This is a genomic window from Gracilibacillus xinjiangensis, from assembly GCF_042651765.1.
GTDB classification, from domain to species: domain Bacteria; phylum Bacillota; class Bacilli; order Bacillales; family Amphibacillaceae; genus Gracilibacillus; species Gracilibacillus xinjiangensis.
The window spans coordinates 607,970-632,343 of sequence record NZ_JBHSDT010000008.1; the positions used below are offsets into that span (position 1 = coordinate 607,970).

The 24,374-nt window shown below is 35.2% G+C and carries 30 protein-coding genes; 28 read left to right on the forward strand and 2 right to left on the reverse strand.

Annotated elements, in window-relative coordinates:
* Positions 1-36: 36 nt before the first annotated feature.
* Positions 37-432 carry a rhodanese-like domain-containing protein gene (locus tag ACFOY7_RS14285; RefSeq protein ID WP_390252770.1) on the reverse strand — a complete coding sequence of 132 codons (396 nt, stop codon included), beginning with the start codon at positions 430-432 and terminating at the stop codon, positions 37-39.
* 239 nt (positions 433-671) lie between these two features.
* Here ACFOY7_RS14285 and mntR point away from each other — a divergent pair, with 239 nt between their 5' ends.
* Positions 672-1,097 (forward strand): transcriptional regulator MntR, encoded by a 426-nt coding sequence (gene mntR / locus ACFOY7_RS14290; RefSeq protein ID WP_390254112.1) that lies wholly within the window; start codon positions 672-674, stop codon positions 1,095-1,097.
* 165 nt (positions 1,098-1,262) lie between these two features.
* Here mntR and ACFOY7_RS14295 read toward each other — a convergent pair whose 3' ends face one another.
* On the reverse strand, positions 1,263-1,655 hold the full coding sequence (locus ACFOY7_RS14295) for an SA1362 family protein (protein WP_390252771.1): 393 nt from the start codon (positions 1,653-1,655) through the stop codon (positions 1,263-1,265).
* Positions 1,656-1,912: 257 nt separating this feature from the next.
* Here ACFOY7_RS14295 and ACFOY7_RS14300 point away from each other — a divergent pair, with 257 nt between their 5' ends.
* The 27 genes from ACFOY7_RS14300 to spoIVB all read left to right on the forward strand — a co-directional run bounded on the left by ACFOY7_RS14300 (position 1,913) and on the right by spoIVB (position 24,205).
* Positions 1,913-2,404, forward strand: coding sequence for a YqhR family membrane protein (locus tag ACFOY7_RS14300; protein ID WP_390252772.1), 492 nt, complete (start codon positions 1,913-1,915; stop codon positions 2,402-2,404).
* 54 nt (positions 2,405-2,458) lie between these two features.
* The gene (gene aroQ / locus ACFOY7_RS14305) at positions 2,459-2,914 is read left to right on the forward strand and encodes a type II 3-dehydroquinate dehydratase (RefSeq protein ID WP_390252773.1); all 456 of its coding nucleotides are present in this window, start codon (positions 2,459-2,461) and stop codon (positions 2,912-2,914) included.
* Positions 2,907-3,977: a M24 family metallopeptidase gene (locus tag ACFOY7_RS14310; RefSeq protein ID WP_390252774.1), complete on the forward strand. Its 1,071-nt coding sequence runs from the start codon at positions 2,907-2,909 to the stop codon at positions 3,975-3,977. The genes aroQ and ACFOY7_RS14310 overlap by 8 nt, the downstream gene beginning before the upstream one ends.
* Positions 3,978-4,005: 28 nt before the next feature.
* Positions 4,006-4,563, forward strand: a complete 558-nt coding sequence (gene efp, locus ACFOY7_RS14315) for an elongation factor P (protein ID WP_390252775.1) — start codon at positions 4,006-4,008, stop codon at positions 4,561-4,563.
* Between the two features lie 203 nt (positions 4,564-4,766).
* Entirely contained in the window at positions 4,767-5,690 is a 924-nt protein-coding gene (gene spoIIIAA, locus ACFOY7_RS14320; protein WP_390252776.1) for a stage III sporulation protein AA, read from the forward strand.
* Positions 5,687-6,199 carry a stage III sporulation protein SpoIIIAB gene (spoIIIAB, locus tag ACFOY7_RS14325; protein WP_390252777.1) on the forward strand — a complete coding sequence of 171 codons (513 nt, stop codon included), beginning with the start codon at positions 5,687-5,689 and terminating at the stop codon, positions 6,197-6,199. Before spoIIIAA ends, spoIIIAB begins: the two co-directional genes overlap by 4 nt.
* 14 nt (positions 6,200-6,213) lie before the next feature.
* Positions 6,214-6,420, forward strand: a complete 207-nt coding sequence (gene spoIIIAC, locus ACFOY7_RS14330; RefSeq protein ID WP_089738534.1) for a stage III sporulation protein AC — start codon at positions 6,214-6,216, stop codon at positions 6,418-6,420.
* Between the two features lie 5 nt (positions 6,421-6,425).
* On the forward strand, positions 6,426-6,818 hold the full coding sequence (gene spoIIIAD, locus ACFOY7_RS14335) for a stage III sporulation protein AD (RefSeq protein WP_390252778.1): 393 nt from the start codon (positions 6,426-6,428) through the stop codon (positions 6,816-6,818).
* 18 nt (positions 6,819-6,836) lie between these two features.
* Complete coding sequence (spoIIIAE, locus tag ACFOY7_RS14340) at positions 6,837-8,009, forward strand: stage III sporulation protein AE (RefSeq protein ID WP_390252780.1); 1,173 nt, start codon at positions 6,837-6,839, stop codon at positions 8,007-8,009.
* A gap of 11 nt (positions 8,010-8,020) precedes the next feature.
* On the forward strand, positions 8,021-8,641 hold the full coding sequence (gene spoIIIAF / locus ACFOY7_RS14345) for a stage III sporulation protein AF (protein WP_390252781.1): 621 nt from the start codon (positions 8,021-8,023) through the stop codon (positions 8,639-8,641).
* A complete protein-coding gene (gene spoIIIAG, locus ACFOY7_RS14350) occupies positions 8,634-9,278 on the forward strand; it encodes a stage III sporulation protein AG (RefSeq protein WP_390252782.1) in 645 nt (214 codons plus the stop codon). Before spoIIIAF ends, spoIIIAG begins: the two co-directional genes overlap by 8 nt.
* Before the next feature lie 20 nt (positions 9,279-9,298).
* A complete protein-coding gene (locus tag ACFOY7_RS14355) occupies positions 9,299-9,877 on the forward strand; it encodes a SpoIIIAH-like family protein (RefSeq protein ID WP_390252783.1) in 579 nt (192 codons plus the stop codon).
* Positions 9,878-10,028: 151 nt separating this feature from the next.
* Complete coding sequence (accB, locus tag ACFOY7_RS14360) at positions 10,029-10,517, forward strand: acetyl-CoA carboxylase biotin carboxyl carrier protein (protein ID WP_390252784.1); 489 nt, start codon at positions 10,029-10,031, stop codon at positions 10,515-10,517.
* A 12-nt stretch (positions 10,518-10,529) separates the two neighbouring features.
* Entirely contained in the window at positions 10,530-11,888 is a 1,359-nt protein-coding gene (accC, locus tag ACFOY7_RS14365) for an acetyl-CoA carboxylase biotin carboxylase subunit (protein WP_390252785.1), read from the forward strand.
* Between the two features lie 32 nt (positions 11,889-11,920).
* A complete protein-coding gene (locus ACFOY7_RS14370; RefSeq protein ID WP_390252786.1) occupies positions 11,921-12,319 on the forward strand; it encodes an Asp23/Gls24 family envelope stress response protein in 399 nt (132 codons plus the stop codon).
* A 211-nt stretch (positions 12,320-12,530) separates the two neighbouring features.
* A complete protein-coding gene (nusB, locus tag ACFOY7_RS14375; protein WP_390252787.1) occupies positions 12,531-12,908 on the forward strand; it encodes a transcription antitermination factor NusB in 378 nt (125 codons plus the stop codon).
* Positions 12,909-12,925: 17 nt separating this feature from the next.
* Entirely contained in the window at positions 12,926-13,789 is an 864-nt protein-coding gene (folD, locus tag ACFOY7_RS14380; protein ID WP_390252788.1) for a bifunctional methylenetetrahydrofolate dehydrogenase/methenyltetrahydrofolate cyclohydrolase FolD, read from the forward strand.
* A 106-nt stretch (positions 13,790-13,895) separates the two neighbouring features.
* Positions 13,896-15,245 (forward strand): exodeoxyribonuclease VII large subunit, encoded by a 1,350-nt coding sequence (xseA, locus tag ACFOY7_RS14385; protein ID WP_390252789.1) that lies wholly within the window; start codon positions 13,896-13,898, stop codon positions 15,243-15,245.
* Positions 15,235-15,471 carry an exodeoxyribonuclease VII small subunit gene (gene xseB / locus ACFOY7_RS14390; protein ID WP_390252790.1) on the forward strand — a complete coding sequence of 79 codons (237 nt, stop codon included), beginning with the start codon at positions 15,235-15,237 and terminating at the stop codon, positions 15,469-15,471. The genes xseA and xseB overlap by 11 nt, the downstream gene beginning before the upstream one ends.
* Complete coding sequence (locus ACFOY7_RS14395) at positions 15,472-16,356, forward strand: polyprenyl synthetase family protein (RefSeq protein ID WP_390252791.1); 885 nt, start codon at positions 15,472-15,474, stop codon at positions 16,354-16,356.
* 330 nt (positions 16,357-16,686) lie between these two features.
* Complete coding sequence (locus ACFOY7_RS14400) at positions 16,687-16,824, forward strand: hypothetical protein (RefSeq protein ID WP_390252792.1); 138 nt, start codon at positions 16,687-16,689, stop codon at positions 16,822-16,824.
* 245 nt (positions 16,825-17,069) lie between these two features.
* Entirely contained in the window at positions 17,070-17,645 is a 576-nt protein-coding gene (locus ACFOY7_RS14405) for a hypothetical protein (RefSeq protein ID WP_390252793.1), read from the forward strand.
* 105 nt (positions 17,646-17,750) lie between these two features.
* Positions 17,751-19,649 (forward strand): 1-deoxy-D-xylulose-5-phosphate synthase, encoded by a 1,899-nt coding sequence (gene dxs, locus ACFOY7_RS14410; RefSeq protein WP_390252794.1) that lies wholly within the window; start codon positions 17,751-17,753, stop codon positions 19,647-19,649.
* 7 nt (positions 19,650-19,656) lie between these two features.
* Positions 19,657-20,478, forward strand: coding sequence for a TlyA family RNA methyltransferase (locus tag ACFOY7_RS14415; RefSeq protein WP_390252795.1), 822 nt, complete (start codon positions 19,657-19,659; stop codon positions 20,476-20,478).
* A gap of 58 nt (positions 20,479-20,536) precedes the next feature.
* Positions 20,537-20,986, forward strand: a complete 450-nt coding sequence (gene ahrC, locus ACFOY7_RS14420; RefSeq protein ID WP_390252796.1) for a transcriptional regulator AhrC/ArgR — start codon at positions 20,537-20,539, stop codon at positions 20,984-20,986.
* A 16-nt stretch (positions 20,987-21,002) separates the two neighbouring features.
* The gene (recN, locus tag ACFOY7_RS14425; RefSeq protein WP_390252798.1) at positions 21,003-22,730 is read left to right on the forward strand and encodes a DNA repair protein RecN; all 1,728 of its coding nucleotides are present in this window, start codon (positions 21,003-21,005) and stop codon (positions 22,728-22,730) included.
* Between the two features lie 194 nt (positions 22,731-22,924).
* Complete coding sequence (spoIVB, locus tag ACFOY7_RS14430; RefSeq protein WP_390252799.1) at positions 22,925-24,205, forward strand: SpoIVB peptidase; 1,281 nt, start codon at positions 22,925-22,927, stop codon at positions 24,203-24,205.
* The last annotated feature ends 169 nt before the right edge of the window (positions 24,206-24,374 follow it).

The window sequence follows — 24,374 nt, forward strand, 5'->3', positions numbered from 1 at the left end:
ATAATCAGGATTCACCTGATTATTTTATATAGACATTTAATAGTCTAACTTTTTTGATTTCTTTATTTTACCAGACCATTTTTTAAAACCGCCCTGTAGATGGTACAGCTGATTATACCCTTTTTTATTCAATAATAAAGCGGCACGCGCTGCCCGCGATCCACTTTGGCAATAAAGATAGACTGGTTGGTCTTTTCTAAGTTCGGTTAATCGCTGATTTAATTGTGTTAAAGGGATATTTCTAGCACCTAGGATATGACCACCATCATATTCCTTTGGTTCCCTTACATCGATTAATTGTGCTTTTCTATAACCATTTCGAAATTCTTCTTCGCTTAATGGTTTTAATATTTTCTTTTGTTTGAAATAGCGATAAAGTGTAAAAAGGATAAAAACAACGACTATCCCTATTAAAATATACAATTCTGTCATGCATTTTCCCCCATCTGTATTTAAAGTTCTACTAAAAAGGATTATACCATTTCTTCGTTTGAAATAAAGAGATAAATATTTCTTTTTATAAGAAAAGGTGATATTTTGCATCAAATATATTTAAATTACAATTAAAAAGCAAAGTGATGAAGCACTTGTCTGAACTTATATTCTATTGTATGATTTTATTTACAAAGAAGACAGATTGGCTAGAAGCAATGGCAGGATGGAGGGTAATTATGCCAACACCAACAATGGAAGATTATATTGAACAAATCTATTTATTAATTGAAACTAAAGGATATGCTAGAGTATCTGCCATAGCCGATGCTTTGCAAGTTCAACCATCATCTGTGACAAAAATGGTACAAAAACTGGACAAAGATGAGTATCTAAATTACGAGAAATATCAAGGGCTTGTTCTAACTTCAAAAGGCCAAAAAATGGGGAAACGTCTTGTTTACCGTCATGAACTATTAGAACAATTTCTTCGCTTAATTGGCGTGAATGAGGAAAATATTTATAAAGATGTGGAAGGTATTGAACATCATTTAAGCTGGAATTCAATTGATCGAATCGGGGATTTAGTTCAATTCCTTAAAGAAGATGATCTTAGATTAGAACAGCTAAGGCAAATCCAGCGTAACGAAGAAGAACCTGAATAAAGTAATCATTCTACCCTTGGCATTCCATTATATTTAAATATAGATATCAAACATTTTCAAGCATTCAAAAATGAGTAAATTCTGCCCGTTAATAAAATGGTTAACTATATATAAACAATGGGGCTTTACCGAGGGTTTCAATTGGCTACGATGAAAAAACAGAGCTTAAAGGGAAGCTCTGTTTTTTCGTTTTTTATTATTATTGCCTTCAATTACACGTAAATGAGGGACGTCTTTTCTTTGTTTATTGTTTGGTTTTATTTTATGAATGGATTGATTTAACTTTGTTGATTTTGAGGTAATGTTATTGCTATGAGTTGTTGTTTTGTACTTTTGCTTTGACTGTTTGACAGCTTTACGATATTTTTTTAATTCATTTGAAGTGCGCTTTCTTAAAAAGAAAAAGTATACTAAACCAAATATTACTGCACCTGTTAAAACAGCGATCAATAGGTTCATAATCAAACCAATTGTATCAGTGAATAGAGAACCGATGAATCCGATGACTGCCAAGCCGATTAAACCATAAACTAGCCAAGTCATAATATTTCTTGACATTAGTTTTCCTCCTTTCAATGATGCAACGAACGTTGACCTTGTACTTAGTTATACCCGAAAATGGAAGGTAATTATACAGGAAAAAGTAAAATTGTCGAAAATTTAGTAAATCCCTAAAATATAATCGCTTTAAAAGTGTTCATTTTACCAATAACTTAACACTATTTTAATAAATTTTATTGTAATTGGCTAGATTTGTTTCCAAATTAGCATGATTTTTATTTATTTTGGTTAATCTACAGAAAGAGGTGATAATGATGAGATATCGAAAAAAAAATAAGGAACCAATTGGTCAAGTAATGATACCGAAAGTTATAAGTATAGGCTTCTTTGGGGGTTTTATCTGGAGTCTTATTGCCAGTATTACTGCATTCTTTAACTTTACTTCCGTCTCCCCTAAAACATTTATCTTGAGATCATGGTTACAGACGGAATGGACAGATCATTGGTTAGGGCAACTTATTTCAATTATAATACTTAGTCTGCTGTCTATTTTATTAGCACTTCTTTATTATGTAACCTTTAAGAAAATACAGGGGATATGGGCAGGAATTATGATTGGCTTTGTATTATGGTTTATCGCTTTCTGGTTATTAGAGCCAATTTTTCCTAATATACCAGCATTTTATATGTTAGATAGTGATACGGTTGTAACAACACTTTGCTTGTTCATCCTGTACAGTGTTTTTATCAGTTATTCGATTTCATTTGCTTACAGCCAGCAATTGAAAGATGAAAATACTGGGTAGTTTATGTTATGATGTATATTATTGATTATGTGTGTGCTAGGATGGTGTTCAACTATGGGGAAAATTTTGTTACTGAATGGACCTAATTTAAATCGGTTGGGTAAAAGAGAACCTGATATTTATGGCCATGAAACAGTGGAAGATATTGTCCGGATGGTAGAAAAAACATTAAGTGGAAACAATTATTCTCTGATTGCTAAACAATCTAATCATGAAGGTCAATTAATTGATTGGATTCACGAAGCGGATGATGTTGTTGATGGTATTATCTTTAACCCGGGGGCTTATACACATACGAGTATAGCATTAAGAGATGCGATCAGCTCAATTAATGTACCCGTAATTGAAGTACATATATCTAATGTTCACGCTAGAGAAGAATTTCGCCATCATTCATTATTAGCTCCTGTTTGTTTGGGACAAATCGTCGGTTTGGGGATTCATGGTTACCAATTAGCTGCAAATTACTTTTTGGAATTTATTGAAGCAGGGAGAGAGGAAGTTGAATAGAGTCGAACGGTTACGTGATTTGTTAAGAGAAGAGAAAGTTGAAGCTATGTTAATTACCAGTGCTATTAACAGACGTTATATTACCGGGTTTACTGGTACAGCAGGAGCTGCCTTAATTACTTTGGACAAAGCATTCTTTATTACAGACTTCCGTTATACAGAGCAGGCAAAAGAGCAAGTCAAAGGGTTTACGATAATAGAACACAAAGAACCAATCCCGAATGTTGTTGGCAGTATTTTGAAAGAGAATCATATCAACTCTGTCGGATTTGAGAAATCAACATTATCATATGAAGGATATGAACAATTTAAATCAATGATCGATACTGACTTTGTACCTGTTGGGCCAATTATTGAAAAAATCCGCTTGATAAAAACAGAAGATGAGATTAATATATTAAAGGAAGCTTGTAAAATTGTTGATCAAACATTTGAACATATACTAAATTATATCAAACCAGGTGTAAAAGAAATCGATGTGGCAAATGAATTAGAATTTTACATGCGGAAGCAAGGTGCACAATCGTCAAGTTTTGACATAATTGTCGCATCAGGTTACCGATCAGCATTGCCTCATGGTATCGCATCATCGAAAGAAATAAAAGCTGGGGAACTCGTAACAATGGACTTCGGTGCACTTTATCAAGGATATTGTTCGGATATTACCAGAACAGTAGCTGTAGGTGAGATATCTGACGAATTACATACGATTTATGAGACTGTTTTAGAGGCTCAAAAAAGAGGTGTAGCTGGAATAAAACCAGGTATAACTGCTAAAGATGCGGATGCTTTGACAAGAGATTATATTAAGAGTAAAGGGTATGGCGATTACTTTGGACATTCAACTGGTCATGGTTTGGGACTTGAAGTCCACGAAACACCAGGGCTGTCCTTCCGATCAGACGAGATACTTAAATCTGGGATGGTTGTAACAGTAGAGCCGGGCATTTATATACCAGAAGTAGGCGGATGTCGGATAGAAGATGATATTTTCATTACAGAATACGGAAACGAAAGATTAACACACGCACCGAAGGAATTAATTACGATTCCTGTTTCTTAGTTTTTAATACATACAGAGGAGGAAAAACATGATTTCAGTAAACGAATTTAAAACAGGTTTAACAATTGAAGTAGATGGCGGAATATGGCAAGTAATGGAGTTTCAACATGTAAAGCCAGGAAAAGGTGCTGCTTTTGTTCGTTCAAAATTGCGTAACTTGCGAAATGGTAATATTCAAGAGAAAACATTCCGTGGCGGGGAAAAAGTAAACCGTGCCCATATCGAAAATCGCAAAATGCAGTATTTATATGCATCAGGTGATACACACACGTTTATGGATACAAATTCTTATGAACAAACTGAATTGCCAGCTAGTCAAATCGAACGAGAATTGCAATTTATTAAAGAAAATATGGAAGTAAACATATTAACATATCAGGGTGAAACTATCGGTGTAGATTTGCCTAATAATGTCGAGTTAACAGTAACAGATACAGAACCCGGGATTAAAGGAGATACAGCGAGTGGGGGAACAAAACCTGCAACATTAGAAACAGGTTTAGTCGTACAAGTTCCCTTCTTTGTCAATATTGGGGATGTATTAGTAATCAGTACAAATGATGGGAAATATGTTTCTAGAGCGTAATTTAAATATCTTTTTAAAAAGTGGTTATCAGGTGAAAACGTGATAACCACTTTTTTTGTAGCCAGACAAACTAGCATTCCTTATGTGAGAAGTATATAAGTTAGCAAGTCTAGTTTATGATCTTTCTATTCATGTAATAACTAGCATCTTAATGCATAGAATGAGTAAAGAAAAAGGTTTTTATGGAAATGAGGCATTGAATAATGGAAGGAATCTACTCCTTATTACCAGAACATATCGCTAAAGAAATTCGTGCATTTATTATCGCAGAAGCTTTTTCGCCACAAGAAATTCGACTTAGATTGAATAGACCCATTGAATTAAATGATGGGAAAGATTTTCGATGGATATCACATCTAAGACTAACTGACCAGGAAGCAAACTATCTCTTAAATAGAATTAGTGATCATTCCATCTATCGTTTAGAAGAAGAATTGCGCCAAGGATATATAACTGTGAAAGGTGGGCACCGTATTGGTATTTCAGGTGCAGTTATTATAGAAAACGGGTCTGTAAAAGCAATTAAACACATTACATCATTTAATATCAGGATATCGAATGATGTAATGGGGATATCCAAACCTTATCTGCCACTCCTATATGATCACAGCTATCTAAGTACATTAATCATAGGGCCGCCACAGTCCGGAAAAACCACATTATTGCGAGACATAGCAAGATATATTTCCAGCGGTTTTAAAGAAATACCAGCCAAGAAAACTGCAGTGGTTGATGAACGTTCCGAAATATGTGCATCACTAGATGGTGTTCCGCAAGAAAACAGCGGTCTGAGAATTGATGTTTTAGATCACTGCCCAAAATCAGAAGGAATGATGATGTTTATAAGATCCATGTCACCAGAAGTTATTATTGTTGATGAAATTGGGAGCGAAAAAGATGTACAAGCAATTTTAGAAGTAATTAATGCTGGTGTAACCCTAATGTGTTCAGTCCATGGCAGAGACTTTGAAGAAATCCGCAGAAGGCCTGCATTAGCCCCTTTATTTGATTCAGGCTTATTCAAACGTATTCTTGTTCTTTCGAATTCGAATAAAGTTGGAGAAATCATTCAAGTTCTTGATTGGAGGGGGAGGAATTTAAAAGATCAAGGTGTGAGGATATTATGAGATGGATAGGCGCTATTTTAATTATCATAACTTGTTTCTTTGTTGGATTAGAGTATGCCAGAAAATTAGAGCAACGTCCAAAAGTAATTCGGTTATGGAAGAATTCTTTATTAATACTGGAAGCAGAAATGGTCTACAGTCATGCTACAGTTCAAAATGCATGCTCCAATATTGCGAAACAAATCGGAAGTCCGCTTTCCGGTTTTTACCATAATATAAGCAGTAGATTAAAGAATGAGTCTATCGACTTATACCAGATTTGGGAGGAAGAAGTAGAGCAATTTTGGACAAGAGTGGCTTTAAATAAAGAGGAAAAAGAGATTATTAAGCAGTTTGGCAGGACATTGGGTCAGCATGATATTATCCAACAAAAAAAATATATACAATTAGCGATTACTCACCTGGAGAATAAACATCAAGAATCCATTGAAATGAATCAACGCTATGGGAAAGTATCGAGCAGTTTAGGATTGCTTTTCGGAATATTTATCGCGTTACTCTTGCTATAGAAAGGTGATTGGTGATGGTTGGTGATACAAGTATTTTATTTCAAATCGCAGGAATTGGGATAGTTGTAGCAATGATTCATACTGTTTTAAAACAAATGGGCAAGGAAGAATTTGCCCAATTTGTTAGCCTGGTTGGTTTTATCATCGTCTTACTATTTGTAATTAACAGTATCTCTGACCTTTTTGAACAGATTCGGGCCGTGTTCTTTTTTAGAGGGTAATTAGTATGGGGATATTCGAAGTTGTCAGTATTGGGATTGTAGCAGCAGTTTTAGTCCTACTGTTGAAGGAAAAGCAGCCAGCTATTGCTTACTTAATTATTGTACTCACAGTGCTTTATTTTTTTATATTTTTAATCCAATACGTTAAAGAAATTCTTCAGTTAGTAACATATCTTGGTGAAGAGGCAAACATACAAAACTTTTATATAAAAACAATTTTGCAAATCATAGGTATATCTTATGTTGCAGAAATAGGATCAAATATTGTAAAAGATGCGGGTTTAGAGTCTGTAGCGTATAAAATTGAACTTGTTGGTAAAATTTTCATTTTGATTTTAGCTATTCCAATTTTTCAATCATTGATTGAAACAATTATTAACCTATTTCCAATTTCGTAAATATGGGAAGGATATATTATGAAGCTACGGAATAAATCAATTTGCTTTTTCATTGTATTGTTTTTGTTTGGACAACCAATTTCCCTTTTGGCGGAACAGGAATCAATTAATGTACTAAACAACTATCAGGAAGTTCTTTCTGGCAGTGAGCTGGAGAGTTATTGGGAACATGTTTCTGAGCAATATAGTTCTGTTTTCCCTGAATTAAGGAAAAGTGATTTCTGGTCAATGGTACGTGATCAAAATCAAATTAGTTTAGAATCGTGGTTTAAAGGATTTTTGCGGTTTTTCTTGTATGAAATTATTGAAAATGGGAAACTTCTTGCCACATTAATGTTGCTAACATTATTTTGTCTTTTATTACAAACAATTCAGAATGCATTTGAAAGACAAGTTGTTAGTAAAGTAGCATACGCTGTCGTTTATATTATGTTAATTATTATTGCAATGAAAAGTTTCCAGCTTGCTGCAACATATGTCACTGATACAATTAATATGGCTCAGAGCTTTTTAATTGCACTCATTCCACTACTTCTCGGTTTATTAGCATCACTTGGACACTTACTATCCATTTCTTTCTTTCATCCTATCATTATTTTTCTTATCCATTCGAGTGTTTTTGTTGTTTCTAAAGTAGTCCTGCCATTGATTTTGCTATCAGCATTACTGCAAATTGTTAGCACACTAAACTCAGAATATAAAGCGACGAAACTTGCTAACTTAATTAAAAATATTGCGATAAGTATAATGGGAATTTTATTAACTGTATTCTTAGGAGTTATATCTGTTCAAGGAGCAGCCAGTGCCATTCAAGATGGAATAGCTATGAAGACGGCTAAATTTGTTACAGGTAACTTTATACCTGTAATTGGCAGAATCTTTACAGATGCGACGGATACTGTTTTAAGTGCAACAATCTTAATAAAAAACGGAATTGGTATTATTGGAATAATAATACTTATCATCCTTGTCATGTTTCCTGCAATAAAAATCTTAATCATTTCATTAATGTACAAAGTAACAACAGCAATACTGCAACCAATTGGAGATGGGCCAGTGATCGAGTGTTTAGATATTATCGGTAAACATATTCTCTACTTATTCGCTGCGCTGTTGCTCGTATCATTTATGTTCTTCTTCACTGTAGTTATATTAATCGTATCAAGCAATATAACAATGATGGTGAGGTAGGGGGTACGGATATGGAATATATAACTAGCTGGATTCTGCAAATAATTATTTATATGATTTTAGCATTAATTGTTGATTTAATCCTTCCTAGTTCGAAAATGAAGCAATACGCCAAATTAGTCATTGGCATATTGTTAATTTTAATTATCCTTCAACCAATATTGTCAGTTTTCAAGGTTAACCTTGATCAACTTGTTTCCCCGATCGTTGAATCAAATCAAATGGATTCGTTAGATCAAATGATTAAAAATGAGACAAATACGAATAAAAGTGAAATAGAATCAATTAATCAAGCATATGTATTAGAAGAGGTGGTTGTCCAAATGGAAAATCTAGTGAAGGAGGAATTGGAAAAGACGTTTCAATTAGCCATTTTTGATCTAGAGGTAGTACTGGATAATGAATCAAATGAAGAACAAGCCCAAATAGATAAAGTATATGTACAAGTTATCCCATACGAAGATGAAGCAATGCAAGCTGTTGAAACAGTCGAAATCGAAGTGAGTGAATCGAAAGCCAAACAAAAAGAAAAACAACCAGACAATAGCGGACTAATAAAATTTCTCGCAGATGAATGGCAAGTGAGTGAAGAAAATATCATCATAGAATGGGAGGAGGAAGAAAGTGATTGATAAACTGAAGCAGCTAATTTCTTCTTTGAAAGCAAATGAGAAAAAACCAACAAAACTTCACTATATTGCCCTGATCGGACTTGTTGGCACCTTTCTTCTTTTAGTAAGTAATATGTTCCAATCTGATTCTAGTAATGAGGAACCTAATCAATCACCATTAGATGGGGAATTATTGAGTAAATCAACCGAAGAAGAAGCATGGAAACAAAAAGAAGTTACTGATGCTACTTCAAAAATTGAAGGGTTAGAGGAGGCTTATGAGAATGATTTAAATATCTTACTCGAAAAGATAAATGGTGTTTCTAATGTGGAAGTTATGGTGAACCTTGATGCAACCAATGAACAAGTGTACCAGAAAAATTTAATCATTGGATCTCAAGTCACAAACGAAACTGATCAAAATGGCGGGGAAAGAAAAATCGACGACGAAACAAGAGAACAATCTGTGGTGATCTTAAGGCAAGGAGATCAGGAAGTGCCCTTACTTGTCCAGACCAAAAAACCGGATGTAAGAGGTGTTTTGGTTGTTGCAAATGGTGTAGACAATTTAGAAGTGAAAAAATGGGTGATAGATGCTGTGTCAAAAGTGTTGGACGTACCAGCACACCGCATATCTGTCATGCCTAAAAATAAATAAATTTTTGAGGAGGAATAATTATGTTAAAAAAACAAACCGTATGGTTATTGACGATGTTAAGCTTAATGATTGTCCTGAGTGTCTACTATTTAAATGCACCGAACGAAGGAGATCTAGCATACTTTGATACTGATTTAGAAAATCAGGATCAGGTAACTTCCCAATCATTAAACAATCCAGATGAAGAGGAAGAAGCGGGACTTGATGGAGAACTTGCAACAGAGTTAGATACTTCTTCAGTTTCTTCCGAAGAGTATTTTGCTGCAGTCAGAATGGAAATAACAAATCAACGAAGTATGGAGAAAGAACGACTTGAAGCAATTGTCGCTTCGGCTGAAGCAACTTCAGAGGAGAAAAAAAATGCATATGATACAATGAAAGAAATTGAAATGCTGGAATCAAAAGAAACAATTGTGGAAGATACGATTAAATCATTAAATGATTATGAACAAGTATTAGTTCGTAATGTAGCTGACAATAATATTGTTGTCACAGTAAAAACAGATGCCTTGTCCAAATCAGAAGCGAACCAAATTATCCAGCAGACGAAAGAAGAATTTGGGGAAGCAGATATTGAAGTTGTATATCAAACAAATTAAGTAAAATATGGAGCTTTTTGACAGTAATCCTTCGTTACTGTCGTTTTTCTTTTTAAAATGGTTGCAGTTTTAATTTTGTTTGCGTAAAATGTTAGAAGGAGTTATTAGTACCTGTTGTTAAATGTAACTAAGAATGAAGGGGTGCAATGTGATGTTATCAATCAACGAATTAGAAGCACTAATTGAAAAATTAGATAAATCATCAATCGATGAATTTACGTACGAAGCGAATGGAGCAAAAATTAAATTAAAAAAGAACAATAAAATTGCAGAAATCGTTAGTAAGGAAGAGGTACATAAACCGGTAGAAATTCAACAGAATCATGTGGAAGTAAAAGACACAAATGTTGAGCAAGCTAAAGAAGAGGTACCTGTACAGCAAAAAGCAAGTACTGACTATGATCATGAAATTGTTTCACCAATGGTGGGAACTTTCTATAGTTCTCCTTCACCAGATCAACCAGCTTTTGTTCAAGTTGGTGATAAAGTAAATGAAGATACGAATGTATGTATTGTTGAAGCAATGAAATTATTTAATGAAATTGAAGCAGATGTAAAAGGTACAATAACTGAAATATTAGTGGAAAATGGTGAACTGGTGGAATACGGCCAACCATTATTTCGGATTAAGACAGTATAAGGGGATGAAACTGTGATTAAGAAACTCTTAATTGCGAATCGAGGAGAAATTGCTGTTAGAATCATTCGCACATGTAAAGAAATGGGAATTGAAACAGTCGCTGTATATTCTGAAGCAGATCGTGATGCTTTACATGTAAAATTGGCAGATGAAGCTTACTGTATCGGTCCCAAATTAAGCAGTGAAAGCTATTTGAATTTTACGAATATAATGAGTGTAGCTACACTAACAGAGTCTGATGCCATCCATCCTGGGTATGGTTTCTTGTCTGAGAATGCTGATTTCGCTGATATTTGTCAAGCTTGTAATGTAACGTTTGTTGGTCCGAGTTCTTTTGCTATTCAAAAGATGGGAACGAAAGATGTTGCTAGAGAGACGATGAAAGAAGCAGGTGTTCCAGTGGTTCCAGGATCGAATGGGATCATTAAAAATGAAGAACAGGCATTAGAAGTCGCAAATGAAATTGGTTTTCCAGTTATTATTAAAGCAACTGCTGGCGGTGGTGGAAAAGGTATCCGTGTTGCTCGTGATAAAGAGGAATTACTTAAAGGTATTCGCGTAACTCAAAATGAAGCAGAAAAAGCATTTGGTAATCCAGGCGTATATTTAGAAAAATTTATTGAAGATTTCCGCCATGTGGAAATTCAAGTATTAGCAGATAACCATGGGAATGCAGTCCACCTTGGAGAGCGGGATTGTACCATTCAAAGACGTCTGCAGAAACTTATAGAAGAAACTCCGTCACCTGCTATTGATGATACGATGCGCCAAACAATGGGAGAAGCCGCAGTAAAGGCAGCGAAAGCTGTTAACTATTCAGGAGCTGGTACCATTGAATTTATCTTTGATAAAAAAGAAAATAAATTTTATTTTATGGAAATGAATACTCGGATTCAAGTTGAGCATCCAGTTACAGAGATGGTTACTGGAGTTGATTTAATCAGAGAGCAAATTAACATTGCAAACAATGAACCATTATCCTTTACCCAAGAGGACATTTCTTTTGAAGGATGGGCAATTGAATGTCGTATCAATGCAGAAAATCCTGAAAAAGATTTTATGCCTTCACCTGGAGAGATTTCCATGTATTTGGCACCAGGCGGGCTAGGTGTACGTGTTGATTCCGCTGCTTATCCTGGATATATGATTCCACCATATTACGATTCAATGATTGCGAAGTTAATTACTTATGGTAAGACTAGAGAAGAAGCGGTTAATAAGATGAAACGGGCTTTAGATGAATTTGTTATTGAAGGTGTTCATACAACCATACCATTTCATCGGAAAATGATGGTACACCAAGTATTTGTTGATGGTGATTTCAATACAAAATTTTTAGAAAAGTATAGTATAATGAAGGATGAGGAGTAAGAACTTTAGCAAAATAAGATAGGAGGGAAATTATGACAGATGCTAATTTGTTGCATGTAGGAGAACCTTCCCAACTTGGTAAAGTAGAAATTGCACCAGATGTCCTTGAAGTTATCGCTGGAATTGCAACAACAGAAGTAAAAGGTGTATCAAGTATGCGTGGCAACTTTGCATCAGGTGTTGCAGAGAAATTAGGAAAGAAAACACATGGAAAAGGGATAAAAGTAGATTTAACCGATGATGGTGTAATAATAGACGTATACACTGTTATTGACTATGGGTTTTCGATTCCTAAAGTAGCTGAAAATATTCAGGTAAACATTAGACAAACAATTGAAAATATGACAGCAATTACAGTTAAAGAAATTAACATTCATATTGTTGGTGTTCATATGGAACAAAATCCAGAAATACAGGATTATGAAGAATAAATCAGCAAAGCCCACAAAAAATAATTTTGTGGGCTTTACCTGTCTAACTGGGAATACAATTTTCGATCTGCTTAATTAACAGCTTTTAGACAGTTTAGCCATCAAAATTTTAAAAATATTTATGATTTATTGGTAATCAAATTAAGAACATGATATCATTTGTTAATGAAATAAAATCATGAATTTGATCGTGATAAGGAGTATAGAACAGATGAAACGACGAACCGCACGAGAGAAAGCTTTGCAAATACTTTTCCCATTAGATCGAGAAGAATACAATGTAGATGAAGCAATGAATTATCTTATTGGAGAAGAGGAACAGGACTCTTTCTTAATAAACATAGTTAACGGAGTTGTTAAAAACAAAGCGGAGATTGATGAAAAAATAACAAAACATTTGGAAAAGTGGTCTTTAGGTCGATTAGCAACTGTCGAACGCACTTTACTAAGAATAGCAACATACGAACTTTTTTATGAGAAAGATGCACCGTCAAGTGTTGTAATTAATGAAGCAATTGAAATTGCACATATATTTGGTGATGATAAATCAGGTAAATTTATAAATGGCGTTTTATCAAAAATGTTATAGAAATGGGGGAATGGATAATGGCTGCAGAAGTTATCTATGGAAGTGAGTTAGCACAATCAATGAGAGATGAGATGAAGGAAGAGGTACAGGGGTTAAGAGCCAATGGTATTATACCTGGTTTAACAGTTGTTTTAATTGGAGAAGATCCTGCATCTAAATCATATGTACTTGGAAAACAACGGGCATCAGAATACGTTGGTGTAGAATCCGACCTTATTACACTTCCAGAGTCGACAACGGAAGAAGAATTATTAACGTTAATTAGCGAGTTGAACAGCAAAGAATCTGTTCATGGCATTTTAGTGCAATTACCGCTTCCAAGCCATATAAACGAACAGAAAGTAATTGAGACAATTTCTCCGGACAAAGATGTAGACGGGTTTCATCCTATTAATATTGGAAGAATGATGACAGGTAAAGATACATTTTTCCCGTGTACTCCGTATGGAATTATTCAAATGCTGAAATCAAAAGACATAGAAATTGAAGGAAAACATGCGGTGATAATTGGCCGAAGTAATATTGTTGGTAAACCTGTAGGACAATTATTACTGAATGAGAATGCGACAGTTACCTATTGTCACTCAAGAACAAATGGAATGGAACAATTTATCGCACAAGCAGATATTTTAATCGTTGCTGTTGGCATTGAGCATTTTATCAACGGTGACAACATTAAAGATGGTGCGGTAGTCATCGATGTTGGTGTTAACCGTACAAAAGAAGGGAAATTAACAGGAGATGTCGAGTTTGAAAGTGCAAAGGAAAAGGCAAGCTATATAACACCAGTACCAAAGGGTGTCGGGCCAATGACAATTACGATGTTATTACATAATACAATTAAGTCAGCAAAAATTCACAACGGAGTTTACAACAGTTAATTTCAGTTGAATGGAATATTCAACCTAAGGTCATTGCAATTATTGCTAATGGCCTTTTCTCATAAAAACTGATAAATTCGCTGGTTGAAAGAAATGAGTGTTATTAATGGAAGATAAGTACCTTTCAGTAACTGCTTTAACCAAATATATTAAGAAGAAATTCGATGTGGACAACCATTTGAATCATGTATGGTTAAGAGGAGAAATATCTAATTTCAAACATCACAGCAGAGGTCATATGTATATGACAATCAAAGATGACAATGCTAGCATCCGTGCAGTCATGTTTCACAGTCAGAATATGAAATTAGAATTCTTGCCAGAGGATGGTATGAAAGTATTGTTGCAAGGGAATGTCAGTGTTTTTGAGTCAAGTGGTCAATACCAATTATATATTCAGGAAATGCAGCCTGATGGCATAGGAGCATTGCATCTTGCTTTTGAACAATTAAAAGAAAAACTTACAAAAGAGGGATTATTTGAACAAAAATATAAAAAGCAAATTCCTGCCTATCCAGAAAAAATTGCTGTTTTGACATCTCCCACCGGTGCTGCGGTTAGAGATATTCTGACAACACTTGAAAGAAGATACCCTCTGGTAAACGTAGTAGTTGTTCCGATTCCAGTCCAAGGGAAATATGCAAAAGAATCCATTGTGACTGCCATTAATAAGACTAACTCTTTAGAAGATATCGATCTTATTATTATTGGTCGAGGTGGAGGCTCAATCGAAGAATTATGGGCATTCAATGAAGAAATTGTTGCAAGGGCCATATTTGATTCTCAAATTCCTGTCATTTCAGCTGTTGGACATGAAACCGACTTTACTATCAGTGATTTTACAGCAGATGTTCGTGCTGCAACACCGACAGCTGCTGCTGAAATTGCAGTACCATCAAAGAAAGACATTCTTGAGTATGTAAACCAATTAAATCGGATGCTGTTAAATTCTTACTCTAAACATGTTCTACATAAGAAACAAAGCTTACAGAACATACAAGAATCCTATGCATTTAAATTTCCAAAACGTTTTATTGCAGAGAAGGAACAATTACTGGACCGATTGATTGAGAGAAAGCAACAGTCAATTAAACAATATACAAAAGTAAAACTGGATCAATGGAGGTACGCGGATAAACAATTAAATTATATCAATCCAGAACGAATCATAAAATTAAAAGCAGAAAAGTTGAGAAGTCTGCGGAATCAATTAGATCACCAGGGAAAACAAATTTTAGAGAGGAATAAAGCAAAATTTAGCCATCAATTATCACAATTAGAGCTTTTGAACCCTATGAATATTATGTTAAGGGGTTATTCAATTGCCTACGATGAGGAGAACAACCTGATAACCAAAGTAGCTCAAATAGAAGTTGGAAGTAAATTTAATATTCAATTACCTGATGGGAAAATAATCGGGAAAGTAATGGAAGTGGAGGAGAAAGATGATGCCTAATGACGATTCATTATCATTTGAGGGAGCACTTAAACAGTTAGAGGAAATTGTCAGTAAAATGGAGGCAGGTGATATTCCTTTAGAGAAAGCGATGGAATATTATGCTGAGGGATCCAAACTATCTAAGATCTGTCATGAAAAACTTGTGAAAGCGGACAAACAATTAAAAGAAATAATGGATGAGAATGGCGAATTATCGTTATTTTCCATACAGGAGGAGAAATAGGTGGATCCAAATTTAGTAACCTATATAAAGGGAGAACAGGGGCGGTTTAATCAACTACTAATAGATTATCTCAATGGTCTCACCATGCCGCCATTGTTGAAAAAGTCCACTATTTATTCAATTAAAGCAGGCGGGAAGAGATTACGTCCGATTCTAATGAAATTAACTTGTGAAGGCTTAAATGGTAATGTAGACAAAGTTTACCCTGCCGCGATAGCATTAGAGATGGTTCATACCTACTCTCTTATCCATGATGATCTCCCTGCAATGGATAATGATACATATCGACGCGGCATGTTAACTAACCATAAAAAATTCGATGAAGCGACAGCTATACTAGCTGGTGACGGTTTATTAACAAACAGTTTTCATTCAATTGCCAATGCAACGTGCTATTCTGATAAGGAGAAAGTTTTTATTGTTTCAAAATTGGCTCAAGCAAGTGGTCTGGAAGGAATGGTTGCCGGACAATCGATGGATATGCAAGCAGAACAAGGGCTCACGGAAGTTGATGAGTTAGAGCATATCCATCAATTAAAGACAGGGAAACTATTAACATTTGCAGTAGTAGTGGGAGCATATCTTGCTGGTGCTAGCAATGAAATAATGGATAAAATAGAACAATTCGGACAAACAATTGGTTTAGTATTTCAAATCCAGGATGATATTTTAGATATTATCGGTGATCAAGAAATAATGGGAAAAGCGTCAGGAAGTGATGAAGGTAATCAAAAATCAACCTATCCTTCCTTACTGGGATTCGATGGCGCTATGGAGCATAAAAACCGTTATGTTCAGCAAGCAAAACAGTTATTGCATGAGATGAAACTGGAAGGAACCTATTTAGAACAGTTGGTTGACTATTTGAGCAATCGTAATCAATAAAGATTGAGAAAATGTATAAAGAATGTTATAATATATTTATAATAGTGGAATGGTGCAGTATTCTAGTCAATCCTCCATTTCTGAAGGCGGGCCTAAAAATCCGCCAAAGGGCACATCGATGAAGTTCCTTGTGTTGGCTTGAGGCGCCCAGCCTTGGGTCGATGCTGGGAGTTAAGGTTGAAGGGCGATCCACAAAGGCATGTGGGCGAAGACCCTTCTTCCGCGGAGGCCCATCTCTGTTTTTGTCACTTAGCCAAGGGGCGAAAATGGAATGGGGTATGAACCTACTTCAATAAGGATAGGGTATTCTTGTTAGTAGCGTAGCCTGCCTTGAGTGGTACGAAGGGGATTACAGGCAATAAAGTGTTCTTTTTGGATGGCCACCAATCAGGACATGTTTTTCTGTATGAAATTCGTACTGCAAAAGAGGCTAGGAAATGGTTAAAGGTTGTTGAGGAAATCTCCTAGGCTGTTCTATTCGGACATTTATGAGGGATTATAGTACGGACTAAGTGGTAATCCAGTCTAGCTGTTGGCGACAACGCTAAGGTAGATTTAAAGGGGAACCGCCAGAATGGCAACATTCGGTATCTATCTGGGAAAACCTACTGGACCTAAGCCGTAGTTTTTACTTCATAAATGACCATTCCACCATACATACGTAATGTTGAATTATAAAAAATGACAATTATTAATTTAAATGAGGTAAGTTAATGAATAAGAAACAATTACAGAAGTCGATAAAATTTAGCTTTAGTATTGCCGTTATCACATTTGTGCTAGCGGCTATTTTTTCAGTTGTTTCTCAGTCTGTTTTAAGTGGTGTCATGTCAATTGTAGGCTTAATGATCGTATTTGTTATCGTGTTAATTGGTGTCTTCTTTGATATGCTAGGTATTGCAGCAACTGCAGCTAATGAAGTACCATTTCATGCAATGGCAGCAGAGAGGGTAAGCGGTGCTAAACAGGCGATTGTTATTGTAAGAAATGCAGACCGTTTCGCTAGTTTCTGTAATGATGTAATTGGAGATATTTCGGGAATAATTAGTGGGACTGCGTCAGCGATTGTTATCTTGCAAATTGCGAATAATTTCGGTTATAGTGAGGGTACGACTTTACATTTAACTTTATCTGTCATCTTAACAAGTTTAGTTGCAGCATTGACTGTTGGTGGAAAAGCGCTAGGAAAATACTTGGCAATACATGCATCGACAAAAATTATATTTACTGTTGGCAAAATTATTGCATTTTTAGAAGATAGGCTTAAAATAAAAGTATTGTCGAAATAAAATAATGATAATCATCTTGTTACCCGCAAATCAAAATAGGGTAGAGGTAAAAGCAACATAATAAATATAAAACAATCTAATGAATAAGCAGGGAGGACACCGCTTGTGGACCTTACCAAAATGAAAGATCCCAAATTTTTAAAGCAATTGTCGGTGGAAGAACTAGAAGAACTAGCGATGCATATTCGCCAGTTTTTAATTGAAAAATTATCTGTAACAGGTGGCCATTTAGGGGCAAACTTAGGTGTTGTGGAATTAACTTTAGCATTGCACAAACATTTTAACAGTCCAAAAGATAAATTAATTTTTGATGTCGGTCATCAATCTTATATCCATAAAATGTTAACAGGCAGGACAGATCAATTTGATACCTTGCGCCAATATAAGGGGCTTTGTGGTTTTCCGAAAATGTCTGAAAGTGAACATGATGTTTGGGAAACAGGGCATAGTTCCACTTCGTTATCTGCTGCAATGGGAATGGCAGTCGCCAGAGATTTAAAAAATGAAAATCATGCCGTTGTTCCTATTATAGGTGACGGCGCATTAACTGGCGGAATGGCTTTAGAGGCTTTAAATAATATTGGTCATGAAAAAAAGAAGTTAACTGTTATTTTAAATGACAATGAAATGTCTATCGCAGGAAATGTAGGTGCACTGCATAAAGCACTTGGCCGAATGCGCAGTGCTGGTAAATACAATCGGGTAAAAGATGAAATTGAGTACTTGATGAAGAGAATTCCTGCAGTTGGGGGTAAAATTGCACAAACTGCTGAGAGAGTAAAGGATAGCATGAAATATTTCATGGTACCTGGCATGCTTTTCGAAGAATTCGGTTTTACCTACTTTGGACCTGTTGACGGGCATGACTTTAAAGACCTTGAGGAGAATCTGCAATATGCCGCTAAAACGGAAGGGCCTGTGTTAATACATGTTATCACAAAAAAAGGTAAAGGATACCAACCAGCCGAATCTGATAAAAAAGATAAATGGCATGGTGTCGGACCATATAAAATAGACTCTGGTGAAAAAATTAAACCAGTGGATAATAAACCAGCATGGAGTCAGGTGGTTAGTGATGCAGTTGAAAAAGTAGCAACAACAGATGAGCGAGTTGCAGTGATAACACCTGCAATGATTCTCGGTTCTAAGTTAGAAAAGTTTCAAAAACATTTTCCTGATCGGTTGTTTGATGTAGGAATTGCCGAACAACATGCTGTAACGATGGCTGCCGGGATGGCAACTCAAGGTATAAAGCCATTTGTGGCGATTTACTCCACATTCCTCCAACGGGCTTATGATCAGATGGTTCATGATGTATGCCGCCAAAATTTAAATGTAGCGTTCGGTATAGACCGTTCTGGTTTAGTTGGAGCAGATGGTGAAACACACCAAGGGGTATTTGATATTGCATTTCTAAGACATTTGCCAAATATTGTATTAATGATGCCGAAAAACGAAAATGAATGCCAACATATGGTCTACACATCTCTCCAATATAATGATGGACCAATAGCAATCCGCTTTCCAAGAGGTAATGGATTAGGTGTACCAATGGATGATGAGTTTCAAAACATCCCTATAGGCAAATGGGAAGTACTTGAGAAAGGCAAAGATGCCGTAATATTAACTTTTGGTACAACCATAGAAATGGCACTTTCAGCTAGTAAGAAATTAAAGAAAAATGGGATAAATATTGAAGTAGTGAATGCACGTTTTATTAAACCCCTCGATGTAGACATGCTCCATGAGATCATGAAGCGAGAGATACCGATATTAACAATTGAGGAAGCTGTTCTGCAAGGTGGATTCGGCAGCTCTGTATTAGAGTTCGCAGAAGAAAATAGTTATTATCCTAAGCTTAAACGATTGGGGATCCCTGATAGGTATATTGAGCATGGTAGTGTGAAAAATTTATTAGAAGAGATAGGCTTAACAGAAGAGAATATTGTAAAAGAAGCAAACAAATTATTGCAACCCCAAAAGAATAATAAAAAAAGGGCATGATAAGTGAATGAGTAAAAAAATTCGTCTAGACCAATTAATCGTTGATCGTGGTCTAATTGATTCAAGAGAAAAAGCAAAAAGAACAATTATGGCTGGATTGGTCTTTTCAAATGGACAAAGGCTAGAGAAACCTGGGACTAAGGTCAATGATGATATTCAACTCGAGGTAAAAGGAAAGTTAATACCATACGTTGGCAGAGGTGGATTAAAATTAGAAAAAGCTCTTGAATTTTTTCAAATCCCGCTCGAAAACCGAGTGATGGTTGATGTAGGGTCCTCAACAGGCGGGTTTACTGATTGTGGACTGCAAAACGGTGTTAAACTTAGTTATGCAATAGATGTTGGTTACAATCAATTAGATTGGAAACTAAGAAATGATCCTCGGGTGGTCGTTATGGAACGTACGAATTTCAGACACGTTACCCCTGATATGATAAAGAATGGTATGCCTGATTTTGCAACAGTGGATGTTTCCTTTATTTCTCTTAAGTTAATCCTTCAACCATTATTTAACATATTGACTGATCAGAGCGATTGCGTCATTTTAATAAAGCCGCAATTTGAAGCAGGAAGAGAACAGGTTGGTAGAAAAGGAATTGTTAGAGACCCAGATATTCACAGACAAGTTATCAATAATATACTTGATTTTGCTTATGAGATTGGGTATTCCGTTTCAGGATTAACTTTCTCGCCAATCACTGGTGGTGATGGGAATATAGAATTCCTTGCATGGCTTAAAAAAGAAAAGGACAGGCATGTTCCAAACAATTATTCAGAAATGATTGATAATGTGGTACATGAAGCTCATCAGGAACTAGCGAACAAATAATTGGACTACGATCATGTAGTCCATTTTCGTATGAAAAATTTTATTGGAGGCTAAATGGATGAATAAAGCACAGCGACATATTAAAATTAGAGAAATTATTACGGAAAACGAAGTGGAAACACAGGATGAGCTGGTAAACCATTTAAGAAACCTAGGCTATGCGATTACTCAAGCTACAATTTCTCGTGATATTAAAGAATTACATTTAGTTAAAGTACCTACATCTGACGGGACTTATAAATATAGTTTGCCAGCTGATCAGAAATTTAATCCATTAAACAAACTGAGAAGATTTATAATGGATGCATTTGTTAGCATTGATACTGCAACACACTTTATTGTAATGAAAACACTTCCGGGTAATGCTCAAGCCATGGGGGCATTAATTGATAATCTGAGTTGGGAAGAAATCATTGGTACTATTTGCGGGGATGATACGATACTAATCATTTGCAAAACTGCTGAAGATGCCGAAACATTAAAGAATAAATTTTTAGATATGCTTTAATCATAGGAGTGTTAATATGTTAACAGAACTTTCGATTAAAAATTTTGCGATTATTGATCAGTTGTCCATTACTTTTCAAAAAGGTCTTACAGTATTAACAGGGGAAACAGGTGCGGGTAAGTCGATCATCATTGATGCATTGAGTTTACTGACAGGCGGAAGAGGATCAGTTGAATACATCCGTCACGGAGAAAAGAAGGCAGAATTAGAAGGCTTATTTATTATAGATGAATTTGACCATCCCATTTTTGGGAAGGCAGAGGAATTAGGGATTGAAATTAGTGAAGATAAAATGGTAGTTCTTCACCGTACAATATCACAATCTGGAAAGAGTATTTGTCGGATTAATGGAAAATTAACAACACTTAGTATCTTAAAGGAAATCGGTCAATTGATGCTGGATATACATAGTCAACATGAAACACAAGCACTCTTAGATCCTGAAAAACACATTGAGTTGCTGGATTATTTTTATCTAACAACAAATCCGACTTTTATTGATGAATACAGAGCAATCTATAAAAAATGGATAGCGTTAAAAAAGCGGTATGAAAGTCAAAATCGAAATGAGAAAGAACTAGCTCAGCGCCTGGACTTATTACAATTTCAATTAAACGAAATTCAATCAGCAAATTTAATACCTAATGAAGATGAAGAATTATTAGAAGAGAGAAATACATTACAAAATTTCGAGAAAATTTATCAGAATCTTACGGATGCTTATAACGGATTGCATGGGGATCAGCGGGCTTTAGATTGGTTGTCATTTGCTTCGAATCATCTTGAAATATCTGGTGAAAATAATTATGAAATCAAACAAATTTATGATGAATTTATTGATTATTACTATAATATAGAAGAATTATCATACAAAATGAGACAGCAAATTGATAGCATGGAATTCGACCCCGAACGGTTGCAAATAATTGAGTCAAGATTAAATGAAATTGTGCAATTGAAGAGAAAATATGGTTCAACAGTTGAAGAGATACTTGAATATAGTGCAAAAGTTGAAGAAGAACTTGATGAAATAGAAAATAATGATCAGCATATACAAAAGCTTGAGAAACAATTAGAAGAGCTAACACAAGATTTACTTTTGGAAGCAAAGAATTTACATGACCTTCGTAATAGAGCTGCTCGTAAATTAGAAAAGGCAGTCTTAAGTGAATTAAAAGAACTGTATTTGGAAAAGTCACAATTTAAAGTAGATGTTAACTTATTAAAAAGTTCAATGACGGACTTAGTCGTTGATGGTGTTTCTGTAAAAGCAGCAGAGAAAGGAATTGATCACGTTCAGTTCTTTATATCGACAAATCCAGGTGAACCACCGAAACCTTTAAATCGGATCGCATCAGGGGGAGAAATGTCTCGGATAATGCTGGCATTAAAAAATATTTTTGCTAAACACCAGGGAATAACAAGTGTTATTTTTGATGAAGTTGATACAGGTGTTAGCGGGAGAGTTGCTCAAGCAATGGCTGAGAAGATGTATAATATCTCAATAGGATCACAAGTATTATGTATTTCTCATTTACCACAAGTTGCATCAATAGCGGATACCCATTTGAGAATTGAGAAAAGAGTGAAAAATGAGCGAACACATACTATAGTTAAAGAGCTACAATTTGATGAACGAATTGCAGAAATTGGGAAAATGATAACAGGAACTGAATTAACCGAAGCATCTAAATTGCATGCAAAAGAATTAATTGAGGGGAATAATCAATTGAAAAACAGATAAGCAAGTTCATCCATCCTTTTTGTTTTTTAGAAACACATCACCTTCTTTGGTATGACTTTGAATAGTCAAGTTTTGCAAATAAAAGTGGAAAACATCACAAGAAATTGCTATGATTAACGGGTTTAAAAAACCTCTGCAAAGGCCAAATTAGTTATACAGATACAAATGATCTGTAAAACAAGGAGGGTGATGTAATGAAAAATGATTGGATTAGAAAAAGTATAGGATTAATACTCCTTGTCTCTTTATTGGTACTACCCTGGATAACACCATTTCAAATATATCTCTCGATCCCCAACCAAATGAAAGTATTTAACAATATTGATCAAATTGAGTTACCTGATTTAGGTGAAGCAGTTTCTGTAACAACAACTGATCAATCGCATGCAGAATTTGCTGCAGATTTAATGCCATACGCTGAAGAAAGTGGCAATACAGAAGTCATTTACACCTTTTCAAATATCCCTTTAAAAAAAGTAGATATTTCAGTATATGATGACTATCAAGTGGTTCCAGGTGGTCAATCAATTGGAATCAACCTGCACACAGAAGGCGTGTTAGTTGTAGGACATCATTTAGTTTCCACAAAGGATGGAGAAAAATCACCAGGTGAAGATGCGAATATTAAAGTCGGGGACAGCATCATTCAGATTAATGGACAACCAATTAAAAATATGGAAGAAGTTGCCCCACTTGTTAAACAAGCCGGTGAATCAAATAAAGCCTTGGAAGTAAAATTAAGACGTGGTAAGCAAACAATTGAAACAAGTTTAACGCCACATCTGGATAAAAACGATAATAATTATCGTATTGGTCTTTATATCCGTGACTCGGCTGCAGGGATCGGCACAATGACGTTTTATGATCCAAAATCGAATAAATACGGGGCTTTAGGACATATAATTTCCGATATGGATACACGAAAACCTGTAGAGATTAATAATGGTTCCATAGTAAAATCAAATGTAAAAGAAATTAAAAAAGGTCAAAATGGTATACCAGGAGAGAAGCGAGCTGATTTTGATTTCAATGAATCACAACTAGGAAATATTACGAAAAATACACCATTTGGAATTTTTGGTTCATTGGACAAAAATCCTGATAAAAATAAATGGTCTGAACCGATGCCTATTGCCTTGCCAAATCAAGTGAAAGAGGGAAAAGCACAAATTCTAACCGTAATTGAGGGCGAGAAAGTAGAAGCATTTGACGTAGAAGTTGTTAATAATGTGGCACAAGAAGCTCCTGCAACAAAGGGTATGATTGTCAAGATTACTGACAAAAGGCTATTGGATGCGACTGGTGGTATTGTACAAGGAATGAGCGGAAGTCCGATTATTCAGGATGGACGGCTAATTGGTGCAGTTACTCACGTTTTCGTAAATGATCCAACAAGTGGCTATGGTGTCCATATTGAATGGATGCTGAATGAGGCAGGTATAGATATATATAAACAATCCGATAAAGCCAGTTAATCTTAAGGTTGCCATGTTATGGTAACCTTTTACTTGTTATAGAGACTTTCTACTGTTATAATTTAACTAAAGATTTTTCGACAAACCTGAAAACATTCATTTAAAAAAACGAAATTGGTCGAAAAACTAAGAAAATCCAAGCAATTCGAAAAAAATAAAAGTTTTTCTG